This is a genomic window from Pseudomonas sp. BN515 (assembly GCF_029873155.1).
Classification (GTDB): domain Bacteria; phylum Pseudomonadota; class Gammaproteobacteria; order Pseudomonadales; family Pseudomonadaceae; genus Metapseudomonas.
The window spans coordinates 103,224-118,190 of sequence record NZ_SSOH01000073.1; the positions used below are offsets into that span (position 1 = coordinate 103,224).

17 protein-coding genes are annotated in these 14,967 nt (G+C 64.0%); all 17 read right to left on the reverse strand.

Annotation, left to right across the window (positions count from 1 at the left end; all coding sequences use genetic code 11):
* Positions 1-56: 56 nt before the first annotated feature.
* Positions 57-1,820 (reverse strand): hypothetical protein, encoded by a 1,764-nt coding sequence (locus E8E91_RS19550; RefSeq protein ID WP_280377978.1) that lies wholly within the window; start codon positions 1,818-1,820, stop codon positions 57-59.
* Positions 1,820-2,332: a hypothetical protein gene (locus E8E91_RS19555; RefSeq protein WP_280377980.1), complete on the reverse strand. Its 513-nt coding sequence runs from the start codon at positions 2,330-2,332 to the stop codon at positions 1,820-1,822. Before E8E91_RS19555 ends, E8E91_RS19550 begins: the two co-directional genes overlap by 1 nt.
* Positions 2,332-4,386 carry a hypothetical protein gene (locus tag E8E91_RS19560; RefSeq protein WP_280377983.1) on the reverse strand — a complete coding sequence of 685 codons (2,055 nt, stop codon included), beginning with the start codon at positions 4,384-4,386 and terminating at the stop codon, positions 2,332-2,334. The genes E8E91_RS19555 and E8E91_RS19560 overlap by 1 nt, the downstream gene beginning before the upstream one ends.
* Before the next feature lie 175 nt (positions 4,387-4,561).
* Positions 4,562-4,924, reverse strand: a complete 363-nt coding sequence (locus E8E91_RS19565) for a hypothetical protein (RefSeq protein WP_280377986.1) — start codon at positions 4,922-4,924, stop codon at positions 4,562-4,564.
* 55 nt (positions 4,925-4,979) lie between these two features.
* Complete coding sequence (locus E8E91_RS19570) at positions 4,980-5,417, reverse strand: hypothetical protein (protein WP_280377989.1); 438 nt, start codon at positions 5,415-5,417, stop codon at positions 4,980-4,982.
* A gap of 73 nt (positions 5,418-5,490) precedes the next feature.
* A complete protein-coding gene (locus tag E8E91_RS19575; protein ID WP_280377993.1) occupies positions 5,491-6,273 on the reverse strand; it encodes a hypothetical protein in 783 nt (260 codons plus the stop codon).
* A 23-nt stretch (positions 6,274-6,296) separates the two neighbouring features.
* A complete protein-coding gene (locus E8E91_RS19580; protein WP_280377995.1) occupies positions 6,297-6,731 on the reverse strand; it encodes a hypothetical protein in 435 nt (144 codons plus the stop codon).
* A gap of 15 nt (positions 6,732-6,746) precedes the next feature.
* A complete protein-coding gene (locus tag E8E91_RS19585; protein WP_280377997.1) occupies positions 6,747-7,211 on the reverse strand; it encodes a hypothetical protein in 465 nt (154 codons plus the stop codon).
* A 128-nt stretch (positions 7,212-7,339) separates the two neighbouring features.
* On the reverse strand, positions 7,340-7,858 hold the full coding sequence (locus tag E8E91_RS19590) for a hypothetical protein (RefSeq protein WP_280378221.1): 519 nt from the start codon (positions 7,856-7,858) through the stop codon (positions 7,340-7,342).
* A gap of 34 nt (positions 7,859-7,892) precedes the next feature.
* Positions 7,893-8,444, reverse strand: a complete 552-nt coding sequence (locus E8E91_RS19595) for a hypothetical protein (RefSeq protein ID WP_280377999.1) — start codon at positions 8,442-8,444, stop codon at positions 7,893-7,895.
* Between the two features lie 2 nt (positions 8,445-8,446).
* Positions 8,447-8,761 (reverse strand): hypothetical protein, encoded by a 315-nt coding sequence (locus E8E91_RS19600; protein WP_280378002.1) that lies wholly within the window; start codon positions 8,759-8,761, stop codon positions 8,447-8,449.
* Between the two features lie 56 nt (positions 8,762-8,817).
* Positions 8,818-10,131 (reverse strand): phage major capsid protein, encoded by a 1,314-nt coding sequence (locus E8E91_RS19605; RefSeq protein ID WP_280378004.1) that lies wholly within the window; start codon positions 10,129-10,131, stop codon positions 8,818-8,820.
* 61 nt (positions 10,132-10,192) lie between these two features.
* Positions 10,193-11,143, reverse strand: a complete 951-nt coding sequence (locus E8E91_RS19610; RefSeq protein ID WP_280378007.1) for a S49 family peptidase — start codon at positions 11,141-11,143, stop codon at positions 10,193-10,195.
* Positions 11,140-12,411, reverse strand: coding sequence for a phage portal protein (locus E8E91_RS19615; RefSeq protein WP_280378009.1), 1,272 nt, complete (start codon positions 12,409-12,411; stop codon positions 11,140-11,142). The genes E8E91_RS19610 and E8E91_RS19615 overlap by 4 nt, the downstream gene beginning before the upstream one ends.
* A gap of 2 nt (positions 12,412-12,413) precedes the next feature.
* Positions 12,414-12,590 (reverse strand): hypothetical protein, encoded by a 177-nt coding sequence (locus E8E91_RS19620; protein WP_280378012.1) that lies wholly within the window; start codon positions 12,588-12,590, stop codon positions 12,414-12,416.
* A complete protein-coding gene (locus E8E91_RS19625) occupies positions 12,587-14,368 on the reverse strand; it encodes a terminase TerL endonuclease subunit (protein WP_280378015.1) in 1,782 nt (593 codons plus the stop codon). The genes E8E91_RS19620 and E8E91_RS19625 overlap by 4 nt, the downstream gene beginning before the upstream one ends.
* Positions 14,369-14,375: 7 nt before the next feature.
* Entirely contained in the window at positions 14,376-14,900 is a 525-nt protein-coding gene (locus E8E91_RS19630; RefSeq protein WP_280378017.1) for a P27 family phage terminase small subunit, read from the reverse strand.
* Between the last annotated feature and the right edge of the window lie 67 nt (positions 14,901-14,967).

Sequence of the window (14,967 nt, forward strand, 5' to 3'; positions counted from 1 at the left end):
TCGGGACGCACTGATCCCCGCACCGGTTTCGGCGCGTTCTTCGGCAAGGGTCATGGCTATAACTCCAGCAGGTCGTTGGGAATCTGGACGCGGTAGGTCTGCGCCACGCTGACGGGGTACTCGTCCATGTGCGTGGCCGGAATCTCAGGCATCTTGAAATCAAACCTTCGCGGGAAAAGCTCCAGGTCTGGGTTGATGTCCAAGTCGTTCTCGTCGTAGTTCCCAGAAAATCCCTTCAGGGCATCGTCGTAGATCGGGCTTTCATTGCGTCCGCCCAACTGGGTCGGCAGCTCGATCTCCGCCGGCGGCGTACCGGGCGGCGTGCTGGCCGGAATGGCCGGCGGGGTCAGCGGGTCGCTGTCGGCACCACCACCCTGGCTGACGGCCAGTTGAAAGGTCGTCAGGCAGGCTCCGCTGTCCAGGTCCAACTCATCGAGGATGCTGAACACCTTGGCCTTGCACACGATGGGATGGCTTAGGATCACATCGTCCACCTGCACCGTATGCTCCAGGCGAATACCCAGCCCATCCATGGTGGGCAGCTGGAAGGCGAAGCGATTTCCGCGGTGCTTATCCCAGATCGAAGTGCTGGCCATGGCCAGCAGGCAGCCGATGGCCTCACCACGGCGCGTCTCGCTGCGCACGTCCACGACAAAATCACCCAGAGCGTCCTCGACGGCGTCTGCCTCCGGCGCCGTATAGCTGGCACTGAGAAAGGCCTGTTCCCGGTCACTTTCGGTATCCAACGCCACGCGGTCGCGACCGATCACCTCGCCAGCCTGGGCCACGCTGGCCGGCGCCTCCACCCGCAGTTTGTACTGTTCGGTCACCCGTTGCGCCCAGCGATAAGCACTGGTCCAGGTCGCGCGTAGCAGCAGGTCAGGGTATTCGTTGCGCCAGCCCGCCGGCGGAGTGCAATAGACCCCGCTTGGCGGCAGGCGCAACCAGAAGGCTCCGTCCAACAAGCTGGTATAACCAGCACTCTCGTTAGCATCCTGAACCATGCTGATGTCCGGCAACTCGGTGGAGTCATGCCGCCAGATGCAGAAGCCCGACTCGATGGAATCCCCGGCGATATCCGGGTGCCGCCAGGAAAACGCCTGATGGCGCTCCCGCAGGCGGATAAAGCGGTAGTCCGCTTCGATTTCCACCACATTGACCCGCTCAGTCAGCTCCGCCGGCAGCCAGTCGATGCTGCGGAACATCACCGTGCCCGGAGGAATAAGCCAGTCGGGCACCGTCTTCGCCGCCCAGGACGTCACCTGCAGGGCACCTTCGACGTTGCGCTGCAAGCTGGCCGCCCGGGTACTCATCCGCTCCATGGCGTAATCCCAGCGGGAACGACCCGCCACGGGCTCGAACACATCCGGCGACCACTGGCCACCAACCAACGCATCAATGGCGGTGATCGACATCGGTTCGACCATCTCGTGCAACTGATCACTGCATTCGCAGGACAGCACCCGGTTCTGCAGGTTGAACAGAGGACGCTCGATCTTCCCGCGAAAACGCAGGACTTGGGTGATCTCACTGGCCGTGATGACCTGGTAGTGAAGCTCCACTTCCTTGCCAATGTACTCGGCCGGATTCACTGGGCCCGCGCCCAGCAGCAGGCTGAAGTCAGCCAGGCAACGGGCGCCCTCCTGACGCTCAATACGGATCAAGCCGGTCAACAGATCGGTGGTATCGACACCGTCCAGCAGTAGCAGCACGCCCCATACAGCTGAGAACACCGGAGCGACCACAGACGGCTCCGTGCGAGATCCACTCGTCGAACCATTCAGCTCAACGGCGTTGAGCTCAGCGCCATTGAGTTCCATCAGACCTCCCGTGCGGTGAACGTCCAGCTATAGGGGAATGCGCCCTGCTGAATGGCCTCCACCGGAGGCCTGCAGCGGACCATGAAACTGGGCATCCACGACACGCGATAACCCAGGGCGCCCGCGACGGGCGTAATCGTGAAGCTGTTACCAGCCATGGCGACGGGCGTCGGAATCTCCCGGTTGCCCACCCTAGCCGTGGCCCAGGGTGCTTGGTCCGGGCGAATCGTCCCTGGAATCACGCCGGTCAGGATGGCGGTACTGAGGGTCCGCGCCGCCGTGCAACGCAGTTCCAGCGGCTGGTCATAGTCTAGGCCGTCAAAGCCAAGGCCCATCAGCCCGGATCCGCTGATGGTGATCAGTGCCTTGCGGAAGTGCACCATCACCACCAGCGCCCCTCCGGAGCGCCGCCCCTCAGCCACGCCCTCCTCGTCCTGGTCGTAGCTGTGATCCGGAAAGCCACCACTGGCCAGCGGGGCGATGGGGATTCCCCCTAGCATTACCTCGACCATCAGGACCTCCGACGGCGGTGTTTACGCGCTTCGTTGCGCAGGATGTCGTCCCAGGTCTGACCGGCAGCCTCCAGCGAGTAGGAGCGCCCGCCACCCAGGTCCAGCACGATGGTGCCTTTGCTGCCGACGCCAATGGCGGATGCCGCCTCGGCAAACGAGCCGCTGGCCAGATCGGGCGACCGCATGCCCGCCAGGCGCTGCATCAGATTGCGCGAGGCATCGGTGGTGAAGACTTCCTCGCCCCCCCGGAACTTCAGCAGTTCCGGGCCGTTCTCGCCCACCCAGGCCATGCCCGGCGGCGCGCTGCGGGTACCGGTGGCAAAGCCCCGCGTCGTCGTGGACCCGGCAGACGACGCAGCCACGTCATCCGTCGAGGGCACCTTCACCGTGGCGGTGAAGGTCAGCATCGGCGACAGCTTCGCGGCCAGATCCTCGAACTGCTTGGTAATCGCTGCGACCTGATCCGGCGGCAGGTTGATACTGATGTCGGTCTTCTTGACCGCCTCGATCTCTGCCTTCAGTTGCTTCACCGACTCGGTGGTGTGCGCAACCGATTCCTGCGCGCGGGCCAGTTGGATCTGGTCAGCCGCCTGCTCAATGCTTTGCAGCTCTTTCACGAACCCCGCGAAGCCGAGGGTGTTGGCGCCGGCATCCTGCAGCGATTGAATGATTTCCAGAGCGGCCTGCGCCTTGCGCTTGGCCTCGTCGACGTTGCCCGCCTGCTGCGCCTGGCGCGCCTGCACCTTAAGGGTCTGGGCCTGCCCGTAGCTCGGATCACCAGAGGCGCCCGCCTCCAGCTTGGCCAAGGCATCCTTGTAGCGTTTGGCGGTGTCGACCTGGGCCTGCTTCGCCTTTTCCAGCTCGGCATTGGCCTTGGTCTGAGCCGACACCTGGGCCTTCAGCGATTCCTGGGCGTCCTTGACCAGCTGCTTCTGGGTGTCCTTCAAGTCATTCATGTGGGCGGCGGCGGATTCCGCCGTCTTGCCCATGCCACTGACTGTGGCGTCGAACGAAGCCAGCAGGCGCTGGTTCTGTTCGATTTGGGCCTCCTGCCCAAAGTCGCCATTCCACAGTTTCTCCAGCCGCCTGCCGGCGTTGTCGGCGGTGTCGACCATATCGTCGAACGACTGACTGGCGATCTCCGAGGCGCCCTTGAAGTCACCCCGCACTACCGCCGCCACTACCGCCGCCATCGCGCCAATCTGGTCACCGATGCTCTTGAACACCGCGACCACGACCACACCGACCGAGGTCAGCAGCTTGAGGCCAGTGCCGAGGAAGTTCGCTGTCTCGCCAGCGCTCCGCGCATCCTTGGAGAAGTCCAGCAACAGGCCGGTGACGTCGTTGAGGGCGGGCACCAGGTTTGCCGCCACCCGAAGGCCGGCCCCTTCCGAGGAAGCGGCCAGCACATCCATGCTGTCGTTGAACTCGCCGGATGCGGCGTAGGCCGAGTCGTCCAGTACCAACCCCAGCTCACGCGCTTGCTGGGTCAGCTCGCCGATACCAGCCGAGCCCTTGTTCAGCAAGGGCAGCAGCTTAGCGCCCTGCTTGCCGAACAACTCGATGGCCAGGGCAGTCTTCTGGGCACCGTCCGGCAGCTCGGCGAAACGGTCAGCGATCTCCAGCAACAGCTGGGAGGAACCTTTGACGCTGCCGTCCGCGTTGCGAATGGAGACGCCAATGGAGTCAAAGGCCTCAGCCTGAGCCTTGCCACCCTCGGCGGCCTTGACCACGTTCTGGTTGAACTTGATCAGGGTCGCGGCCAGCGCCTCGCCCTCGATGCTGGCGAACTTGGCGGCGTACTGCAGGCCGGCAAATTCGCTGGCGGCCATGCCGACTCGCTCGGCCAGTTCGCCGGTCATGTCGATGGCGTCGATACTGGTCCGTACCCACTCGCTGAGGGCAGCGACCGAGATCGCGCCGGCCAGCACCGCGCCTGCAGCCTTAGCCGTGGCGGTGAGTTTCTTGAGTTGGCCGTCAGCCTCGTCGAAGGCCTTCTTCGACTTGTTGATACCCTCAATCACCAGCTGGGTTACTACTTTCCCGAAAGCCATCAGCTGAACTCCTGAAGCATCTTGCGGAACGCCTTCTCGGTCGCCTTAGCACCGCGAGCCACCAGAAGAGCCAGACGGGCCCGGCCGCGCTCGGCGTTGCTTATAGCGTCGAGGAAGGCCTCGATCTGAGGCAGGGTGTAATCCTGGACATCACCCCAGGCATGACCAGCGCTGATCAGTTGCTGGGCGGCGTCGGCCCATCCAGTGCGCTTCTCGCTGCCACCAGGGCCTGGCCGAAAAAACTGGAATTGACCCGGACCACGTAGATCATCAGCTGCACCGCAGCGGGTGCTGGCAGGCGGCGGAGCGACCACCAGCTCAGGCTGGTGCACTCACGCAGGACCAGACCCAGCGCCCCGGACCGCTTGGCGTAGGCATAGATTTCTTCCGCGCTGAAGTTGCCCAACATGGCCAGCAGTTGGATGGACGCTTCGCCAAACTGCTCGAAGTGGCGCAGCTTGACCGGGAGGATGTGGACGGGACGACGCCCCACCATCACCACTTCGGGTTTGGGAAAGAGGATCTGGAGATCGCTCATCGGGACTCCTGAAAACAAAAAACCCGCCGAAGCGGGTTTGATTGAAAGAGAAACTTCAATTGCAAGGAACTGGCACCTTCCGAATTCCAGCTCTTCCGACTGGCCGGCCATCCTTGTCCATTCGCGTATAGCTGTATCGCTGCTCCACCCACTTCACGCAGGGCTGATTGGCGTTCTGGCGCACCACGCCACCGCGCGGCGCTGGAGGCTGTTCGGCCACCTCCTGCGATGCTGGCTGGGCAGGGGCCGCGCGCCGCACCGGCCGAGACTCCTTCTTGATATAGGTCTTGCTCGGGTCGGCCAGCTTGACCGCCGGGCCTTCGCCACTGGGGCGAGGGCTCGCCTTGACGTCGTGCTGCTCGCCGACCAAGCCGGCCGGGCATTCGTTCTGGGCGTAGGTGATCTTGCCGGCGGCGTCGACGCACTTGACCACAGTTGCCGCCGAGGCCGAGGCACTGCCGAGCAGAGCGGCAGCGAGGATCCAAAGGCGCATGGGGCTCCCTCCCTGGATGTGGGTAAACAGGGAATGTATCCCCCAGGACACATTCCTGCCACCCGTACCAGGATCAGGCTGCCGACTTGTTCTCGACTTCCCACTGCCACATGGCCGCTTCGCCCTCATCGACAATGTTCGGGTCAGCCAGCAGGCGGATCTGAATCGGGATCACGCCGAACTCGGCGCCCTGGTTCAGGGGGATGCCACCGTTCAGGGCAATCTTGCAGTAGAAGCACTGGATACGGCGCTTCTCGTTGTTGCCACCCTCGTTCACCTGGCCAACCAGCACACGGTAGAACTTCTGGCCAGTGGTGAAGGGTTTGATTACGTCCACCGTGGGGTAGCTGTAGCTGACCTTGATCGGCAGCTTCTTATCCTCGGCAACCACGGCAGCAATGGCCGTGGCCAGCGGGCCACCCGGCAGGATGCGGATCCCCATGGGCGACACCGCATAGTCCACGTTGCGGGTATAGGTCGTGGTGCCGCCGTCGTTGGTGACCTCGGTCACTTCGAGCGGAATGTGCGCCAGCATGATGATGCGGTCGATACGGGCGTCATGCGCCTCGTCCGTAACGGTACCGGCGGGCACCTGGGTTACCGAGCCATACATGGCGATCGCTGCAGCGGCTGGGCTGAAGCTCACGGCCTCGCCGTTGAACACGATCTCGCTGGTGGAGGTCACGCTATCCAGGGGCGGCAAGCCGATGCGGGTCGGGTCAGGGATGGTGATCTCGGTCGTGGTTGGTTCAGCGGCCATGTTCTGCAGCTTGAACACTTCCTCGAAGTTCCAGCCCGGCCACAGGGCCACGCCGACCGGGCCGCGGAACAGCTGGGTGTAGTTCATGATGCTCATGGGGTTCTCCTGGCCGGCGGCCTTCAGTTGTAGTTCTCGACGTAGGTCACGCCGATACTGGTGATGATGGAGCGCGTGGTCAGGCCCCCATCGGGATAGGTGAATTCCGCCTCGTCCTCGTCGTCGACCAGGCCGGGCAACTTGTCTTCCAGGTCCACTCGACCGAAGCCCAGGGCGCGCAGGACATCAACACCTGCGCGGTCAACCTCGTCGTCATCGGTTCGACCCGCAAACACGATCTCGATGGCAAGCGTGCGCAGCCGCGTGGCCTCAAAACCCGCCGTACTGGTCCGGCGGTCGCTGACTACCCGCACCATGGCGTAGGGCTTGGGCGGATTTTCGGGGACCTTCTCATGTCGGAAGTAGATCGCCTTCAATTCGATGCTGTAACCGTTGTCAGGCCGAATGCATTCCAGGCGCTCCCGCAATTGCCGGGTCACCTTGCTGGCGTTGCTCATTGGGATCTCCTGGGTTTACCCCTTGGCCAGGGCAGCGCGCACGCGGCGCTCGAACTCCTGCTGCAACAGGGCGTTGATCAGGCGAATACGCTGGACAGTGGTGAGTTGCTTGAAGTAGTACGCCAGCGAGGGGCCGACTGCCCGCTCCGGCGCTTTCAGCACATCGGTGTACGTCTTGGAACTGCCATCCTTGCGGGTGGCGGTCTTTGATCGACGGCTACGAAGCGGCAGGCGTCCAGCGCTTTCCGGGTTCACGAACCCGGCCGCTACCTTCCGGCCACCGAAGTCCGGCACGAACAGGCGCCCACGGGTCTTGCTGTTGGGGACATGCTGCCAGGACCAGCCCTTACGCTCGTCCACGTAGACGCCCGCGCCAGACGGAATGATCCGGGCATTGAGTCGGCGGGTACCGGCCAGCTTGACCTTCATCTTCTGGTTCAGCCATGAACGATTCGGGAACAGGCTGACCAGGTCTTTCATGTACAGCCCCTTTCGCGCCGAGCGAGCCGTGGTGTTCAGCGAACCGCGCAGGATGGGCTCCACGGCCTTTCCCTGAGCAGCAAGCCGGGCCCGGGCAAGTGCAACCCCGACCACAGCTACCTGGAGTCTCATTCCACGCGCTCCAGCCAAAGACCTCGCACTACACCGTCGTCGGCGTCCTTGGCGAGAGCCATTACGTTGTACAGCTCACCCTCTACCAGCAACTGGTCGTCGGCCTCTACGCGCCCCGCCTCGATCAAGGCCACTTCGGCATATGTCCGCAGCACCACATCCTGCTCATGGTCACTGCGATACGGCACATCGTGACGAAGGAACACCTGGCACTCGCGCGACATCATGCCTTCCCGCCGCGCCTCGCCACGGAAACCAACCATTTCCTCGCACGACATCACCAACTCGGCTCGGTCACCCCGGAAGTCACGAACGCTGGTGATATGGAACAGGCGGCCACCATGGATTAGATACCGCCCCGGCACGAAGCAGGGGCTGAAGCGGGCACGGACCTCAACCAGAGCCGCCACCCGCAGACCTGCAGCCGCCCGGACATCAGCGGACTCCTTGGTCCGAATGCCGACCCACCGCTGACCGATGGTCTCAGGCAGTAGATCTGCCGACAAGGCAAGCACCGTGGCCCGCTTGTTCAACTCACCAGAGCGCATGTCAGAACCTCGGAGGGACTTCGATTTCGGCCAGCAGTGCGTCGGTAAACCCCGATGGCAGCTCAGCCAGACTCGTTCCGTTAACCATTGTTTCCCGGTGTTCGTGAGCGGTGGCCGCGTGCATCAGCAGCCAGAGCTTCACGCCCGGATGAGCGGCCGGGTCATACGCAGCCTTGTAACGAATCCGCAGGACACCCGCCGGGCGCCCATTGGGGAAATGCAGGAAGCTCTCCCGCTGGCCACGCTCAAGGCGGTAGGCGTCGGCCAGATCCTCGGTCGTGCCGTCGCCCAGCACGCGCTTGACCGACACCACCTCGCCCGCCTGCCCGACATCGAGGGCATGGCCCGAGCCGTAGGACTCAGGCCACTCCTCCTCATACTCGGCCGGACGAATCGCCGCTCCGGTGCGAGCCTCAGCCTGGGCCGTCACGCCGGGGATGATGACCTGCTCGACCAACTCACGCTGCAGATCCTCGACCTCGGCCTGGCATTGCCGGGCCACGTCCTCCAGGGTGATCACCGGATCACCCTGGTAAGCGATTCGCCGGGCCATGGTCAGGGCTTCTCGTCTTCGTCACCGCCGCCGTCGTTGCCGGCATTGGGATCGTTGTCGTCGCCGGAACCCTCGTTGGCGTTCTGATCTTCGTCACCAGAGCCACCGTCATTGGTGCCGGCAGGCGGTGTCGCCTGACCAGCGGACTTGGCCGCCGGTTTCTTCGCGGCAGGCTTCGCGGCCTTGGCCTTGTCATACAGCGCCGCAACGCCGCCCTCGATCAGCTGATCGGCCTTCTCGGACGGGAATCCGGCGACCTCGCCGGGACCGTAGCCGCTCCACGGCTGGATGAACTTCACGATCTTGCGATTGCTCATTGCTTCACCTGTGATCAGGAATCAGGGAGTGCCCCGCCATGCGGCGGGGCGTCCGGTTACATGCCATCGCCCCAGGTGACGGCAGTACCCACCGAAATCGACTCGGGGTGGCGCGGGCCGAAGTCGTGCTTGCTGATCACACGGATCAGGGTCTGGTCGCGCTGGAAGGCGCTGACCATGTTGCCGCCGCCGTCCTTGTAGGCCGCCTCGGTGCTGATCGCGATCTCCAGGGTCTCCTCTTCGCCGATGTAGCAGTCGGCAAAGTTGACGAAGTAGATCTCCGACTCATCGCCACCCACGCCCAGGTTGGTCGGGATCTGCGTGGTCAGCGCGAGCGGATAACCCTTGAGGTTGCCCGCATCGATTTCCGGGTAGGCCTTGTTGCCGTTGCCATCGCGCAGCGATTGCAGCCAGCGCACAGAGCGCGGGTGCAGCAGCCAGCCGCAGGACGACATGTCGACGTTGGCGACCTCCAGGCGCAGCATCAGGGCGCCCAGGAAGTTGTCGATGTCCGCCAGGGTGAGGCCTGCCGGCTGCGGGATGACGTGACCGGCCGGCGCCCAGTAGCGGAGGCCCTTTGGCAGCGGCGCGACGCCAGAGCCGCGGATGAAGTGCAGGTCTTCCGACAGCGCCATGCTGACGGAAAGGTCGGCGGTTACCTGGGCGTCCACGCGCGGGTTAACGCCCGCGTAGGCCAACAGGTCGTTGGAGATCGGCACGATGGCTGCCGCCTTCTTCGCACTGAGCTTCAGGTCACCGAACTGCATGTCGGTCAGCGGGATATCCGTCTCGGTGCCAATGTAGGTCACCGAGGTGTTGCCGATCACACGCGGAAGAGTCAGGTTGCCATTGTTCAGCGGCAGGCTGACGGCGCCCATGCGGCGCACCACGGAGCGGGGGCGCAGGGATTCGATCATGCTCCCGCTGAAGTTGGTCGGCACCAGGACACCGCCCGCGCCTGGAGTGACAGTGGAGAGAGCCATGTGGACATCAGCGCCATAGCCCCCAGACTTGGCCAGCTCGGCAGCCTGCTGCTGATTACCCTTGGCCTGGGCCAGCAGGCGCACCATCTGCGCCATCGCCACTCCCGGCGCAGTCGCCTGGTTGAACGGGCCCGAGATGTTTGCCGGAGGAGAATTGTTGCCAGCGGCACTTTCATTGACCGGGACAGCCGAGGCGGCGGCCAGCCGCTCGGCAGCCTCGGCGCGGCTGATCTTGGCGCTGAGGTCGTTGATCTTCGCCTCCAGTTCGGCGAATTCTTTCAGCTGATCAGCGCTGAGGGCACCACCGTCGGCCTCGATCTTGGCCAGCGCCTGGAGCTGGGTATTCAGCTGGGCGCGTTCGCTACGCATTTGAAGTACAAGGGACATAGTGCCTCCTGGGCATGAAAAAGCCCGCACAGGGCGGGCTCGGTTACTGCCGCGAACGCGGTCAGAGTTGGGATTGGATGTTGGCGGCCGTCGCGCGAACGCTGATGCGGCCTGCCTGGCGATTGGCCCGGCTGATCGCCACGGCTTGCGAGATCTCGTCTACCGCATCCTGCGGGCTCTGCAGGCGGTCAGCCAGGCCGGCGGCGATTCCCGCCTGCCCCCGGAACAACCCCGCCTCGGTGGCGATGACCTTTTCCGGGGATAGGCCGCGATACTCGGCCACGGCGCCGACGAACAGCTGATAGCTTTCCTGCACCAGATCCTGCAGCACCTTCAGCGACTGGTCGCTGAGCGGTTCATGCGGGCTCAGGTCGTTTTTGTGGGCGCCGGCATAGACGGTGGTGACCTTCACGCCCATGTTCTCCTCCATCTTGGAGCGATCCATATGGCTGGCGATCACGCCGATGGAACCGACGCCACTGGTCTGACTCACCACCAGCTCGCTGCAGGCGCTGCCAATCAGGTAGCCGCCGGAGTAGGCCATGAAGTTCACCAGGCCGGTGATTGGCTTCAGCTTGGTCAGGGCGCGGATGTCGGCAGCCAGTTCGAAGGCGCCAACCGCTGCCCCGCCGGGGCTGTCGATATCGAGCACGATGCGCTCGACCAGCGGGTCCGACACCGCCTGCTTGAGCTGGGCGCGCAGGTCCTCGTAGCTGGTCATGGTCTCGCAGGCGTTGAGATGGCTGCCACGGCTGACCAGCACGCCATGAACCGGCAGCACCTCCACACCCGTCTTGCCAATCGCGGCACGACGCTGTTCCTCCATGCGCTCCATACGGGCGCCGTAGTCGTCATCGTCGTGCCAGAGCTTGTCGGAGACCGCAGGGCCGATGTTGATGATGTTCAGGTTCATCGCTTGGTTGGCCCAGCGCACGCCCAGGTCGAGCATGTCGGGGGTCACCAGCAGGGGCTGGTTGAACAGCAGGTTGGCGGCACGCAGGTACTGTTTCATTGCGCCAGGATCCTCTCGATTTCGCGCTGCTGCAGCTCCAGCTGCGCCCGCACATTGGGGTTGTTCAGATCGGGCATGCCCTTACCGGCGTCCACCATGTTGAGCGGTTGCAGGTACACCTCACCGCCTGCCACGGGCGGCATATTCTCCAGTCGACGGATGTCGTTGACCGACAACCAGCCCCACTGGCGCCCAATCGCGTAGGCCTCGTAGCGGCTCTTTTGGTCACCACGCAGCAGGCCGGACAGGTTGTATTCGATGAAGTAGGTGCGGCGATCCTGCGGCAGCAGGAAGTCGCGCATCATCGCTTGCTCGTGCCGCTTGACCCACGGCAACAAGCCGAACACCACGAACTGGATCAGTAGTTGCTCGATGGTGTTGTAGTTCGCCTTGTCCAGGTCGTTGACCATCGGCAACGGGATCTTGTAGATCCGCGCCACGTCGACGCCCGAGAGCTTCAACAGGTTCACAATCTCGGCGTCGACGTGGTTCATCGACACCGGTTTGAAGGCCATGCCCTCCTGCAGGAAGGCCACCTTCTTGGCATTGTCCACGCCGCTGAACTTCGATCCCCATTGATCCAGGATGCGGTCAATCGAGCCCTGATCCTTGATCGCAGGCGCCTCTCGGGGCCGCTCGATCACGCCCGAGACAGCCACACCGTTGGCAAACGACTTGCTGGCGTACTGGCGAACAGCCTGGGCCATGCCAATCGACTCGGCGTGCAACTCGACAGGCGACAACCCCACATAGTGATTGGTGCTCGACCAGCGCACATGGTGGATGAAACGCATGGGCAGTGGCTCGCCGGAGCCGATCCGGTAGTACGGCAGCAGATCTTTGCCCTTCAGCACCTGGACCTTGTCGTTCTGTAGTGGCCAGATGGACGCCACGTTGCCGTCGCCGCTCCGCTCGATGTAGCTGAAGCTGTTGCCCCTCAACCCCGCTGCCATCTGCTTGCATTCCTGCAGCTCGAAGGGCGTCTGGAAACCATTGGGCTGGTAGCGCAGCACGTCGTACAGCGGATGGTTTATCGCCGCCTCGCGCTGGCCCTTATCCATCCGCTGGAACAGCTCAAGGGGCAACTGCCCCATGCTCTCAGCCAGTAGCGTGACGCAGTTCTGGAGGATGGGCACACCGAGGGCGGTCTCGGGGGTAACAACGACCCCGGCGCTACTGCGCGCCGATCCAATCAAGCCACGCCAGAAGCCGGAGGTGGCATCGACCAGATTGCCCTGGCCAGGGCCGAGCACACTGGAAAAGAACATGCTCAGCCCCCCTTGCCGTTCATGGTTGCCGCAGCGGCCTTGTCGGCCAAGCGCGACCAGGCCATCAGACCCACCCCCGCCACGATGAACGCGGCGGGCACATTGAGCTGGGCCACCCCAGCCACCAGCAGGCCGAAGCCCAGCAGGCCGGCCAGCCAGCCCGCAATGAGCAGCTTCATATGCCCACCCCTTCGTCATAGATTGATTTGCCGCTACCAGGCGCGGCGGTGCCGCTGACCCCAGTAGCCATGATGGAAGCCACGATGCCGTCGATACGGCCGATAGCCTTGGCCTTGTCGACCTTACGGTTACCCGCCGGGTCGGACACGGTGACCGCGTTACCGGCGTTCCAGGTCAGGACTGGGTTGCCGTCGTGCCGCAGGGTTTCCACCTCCACCTCATCGGACACCAGCTCATAGTCATCAGGGTCCAGGTCGATCACGTCGCCTTCGCGCTTGGGCGGCAGGCCCAGCAGGCGGCGCTCGAACTCATCGACAGCCGGCCCCATATCCTTGAAGCCCTGGCCGAACGACACCAGCTCGGGCAGCTCGATGTCGTGCTCGATCATCAGCGCCTTCAGGTCCTCAATCCGCCAGCGGTCATAGGCGATCTTCAGCACCTCGAAGTAGGCACAGATCGTCTGCAGCCGACGCAGCACATGCAGCTTGCTGATGGCTCGCCCCGGCGTGGTCTCCAGGTGCTTGTCCTTGATCCACACGCTGTACGGCACCTTGTCGCGCTTCTCCCGCTCCTCCAGCTCGTGGTCCGGGATCCAGAAGTACGGCAGCAGGCGCCAGTGCGGGTCGGTGTCCGTCGGGTAGAACAGCAGCGAGAACGCCGTGAGGTCGGTGGTGCTGGACAGGTCCAGCGCCCCCACACAGGGCCGATTGCGCAGCACCCGCATGGGCACCTTCTCTTCGGCCTCGCTCCACACCTCCCAGCTGATCCAAGGCGAGTCCGCTTGGGTCCACTGGCAGAAGTTCAGCCGACGGACCACCGATTCCTTGGCGGGGAGACCGCGCGCTTCCTGCACCTGCTCCCGCAGGTAGATGCGGCCCGGAATCCCGTCCGACTGGCCCTCAGGGATGTGGTCCAGCGAGGGGTTAACCTTCGGCCAGCACGACTCGTCCTGGAAGGGATCATCGCCCTCGTCCAGGGAGCAGATGAAGGCGAAGAAGGAGTCGCTGTCCTCCGCACCGGCACACACGCGCTTGCCGAGGTCATGGTACTGGCCGGCAACGCTGTTCTTGTCCGAGCCAGAGTTGGTGATCATCACCACCATGGCGCGGCGGCGGTTCTTGGTGCCGGCGCGCATCATGTTCACCATGGCCGCCGTTCGGTGCTCATGCACTTCGTCCAGCAGGCTGATGTGCGGGCGCGGCCCCGACTGGCTGTTCTCGTCCGAACCAATGCAGCGGAAAAAGCTGTTGGTGCTCGGGTAGAACAGGTTCCAGACCTTTTCGTCCCGGCCCGATTGCACCAGGCGGGCGGACAGTTTCGGCGACATGTTGACCATGCTCACCGCGTCGCGGAACAGGATCTGCGCCTGGTCCTTCTTGGTCGCCGCCGCGTAGACCTCGGCGCGCTGCTCACCATCGGACACCAGGCCGTACAGGCCGATGCCTGCCACCAGGGGCGACTTGCCAGAGCCCTTGCCCGTCTCGATGTAGGCGATACGGAAGCGACGGTGGCCGGTGTCCTTGTACCAGCCGAACAGGCTGCCGACGACAAAGGCCTGCCAGGGCGCGAGCAGGAAGGGCATGCCCTCATACTCGCCGCCGTTGAGGCACAGCACGTCCTCGAAGAACCCGATGGCCCGGTCGGCCGCCTCCTGATTCCATACCAGACCGCGCAGCGGCCCTTCGTCCAGGTCCCGTAGGTGGCGCCGCGCAGCATTGCGCACGTCCGGCCCTGCGACGATCTCGCCGGCCAGCACCGCGCGGGCGAAGCCGGCCACGCGGCACTCAGCTGAAGTATTTGTCTGCAGCGTCTCTTGGTGCATTTGGGAACAGCTCGCCTTGTGGTGCCAGCGCCTTCATGGCTCGGCGGGCAACCGGGGAGAACCCGAACAGCGCGCCAGCTTTGTTCGCGCGCTGCTCGGCATCGTTGGCCAGCTGCCGCCAAACGCTGAGCTGCTTGGCTCCGCTCTGGAAGGTCTGCACATCGCCGCTGCTCTCCATCGTTGCGTTCAGTTCGGAGATCTTGCGGCGGAAGCGCAGCCAGTCGGCAACGGCCTCGCAGTAGGTGGCCAGCGCCATCATGTCGAGGCAGCTGATCCACCCAAGGGCCAGCAGTGCCTCGACTACGCGGTCCCACTCCATGGCCGCCTCGGGCGTCAGGAAGTCCGGCTTCGGCGGAGCCTGTACCGGGATAGCCTGCTCCTGCGCAGCTGCCTGTAGCGCAGTCATACCCTTCTTGCTGGGGTCGCCACGCAGCATGTGAACCGTAGCGGGCAACGCCGGGCGGCCAGAGTTGTGATTCCCAGCCATAAAACCTCCATGGTCAGAGGGCCATGTTGAAACCCCCACCCCCTCCATTTTTCCCGGCGCTGGAAAC